This window comes from Thermorhabdus hydrogeniformans (genome assembly GCF_049310025.1).
Classification (GTDB): Bacteria; Bacillota; Thermosediminibacteria; order Thermosediminibacterales; family Tepidanaerobacteraceae; genus JBJYKD01.
Genome location: NZ_JBJYKD010000230.1, coordinates 1 through 254, shown reverse-complemented (window position 1 = coordinate 254; position 254 = coordinate 1). Strand labels below are relative to the sequence as shown.

Sequence of the window (254 nt, the reverse complement as noted above, 5' to 3'; positions counted from 1 at the left end):
ACAAGGACATGCGATTACAAGTACTGATATAAATATCGTCAATGCAAACACTGTGGTTTGTCCTCCTATGAAATACCAGGCCAGAGCTGAAACAGTCGCTAGTACTATAACCACTGGAACGAAATATCCAGAAATTATATCAGCCATCTTTGCTATTGGTGCTTTAGAGCCTTGTGCATCCTCTACGAGCTTTATTATTTGTGCTAAAGCGGTATCCTTTCCAACCTTTGTTGCCTTGTACTTTATTGTTCCAT

General features: G+C 39.8%; 1 pseudogene. It reads right to left on the bottom strand.

The features are described from left to right. Positions 1–254, bottom strand: a pseudogene (locus tag ACKX14_RS16235) (heavy metal translocating P-type ATPase); the annotation flags it as partial.